Genomic DNA, 235 nt, shown 5'->3' with positions numbered 1-235 from the left:
CATCACGGGCGACCTGGCCGCGATGGGCACGGCCCCCGGTATTGGGCGCCGGCTTGCGGCGCGGAGCCGGTTTGGCTTCGGCAGCGTCAACCGGTGCGGCACCACGCTGCGAACGTGCAGCACCGCGGCGACCGGCCTCCGGCGGACGATCCGCCGCCGGGTCGGAATTGGATGAGGATTGACGGAATGGTGTGCGTTTGTTTTTCATTATTCCAGCTCCAGTGTCTGGCTGATT

It is taken from the genome of Candidatus Hydrogenedentota bacterium, assembly GCA_016791475.1.
Classification (GTDB): Bacteria; Hydrogenedentota; Hydrogenedentia; order Hydrogenedentales; family JAEUWI01; genus JAEUWI01.
Note: the sequence above shows the minus strand (reverse complement) of the source record.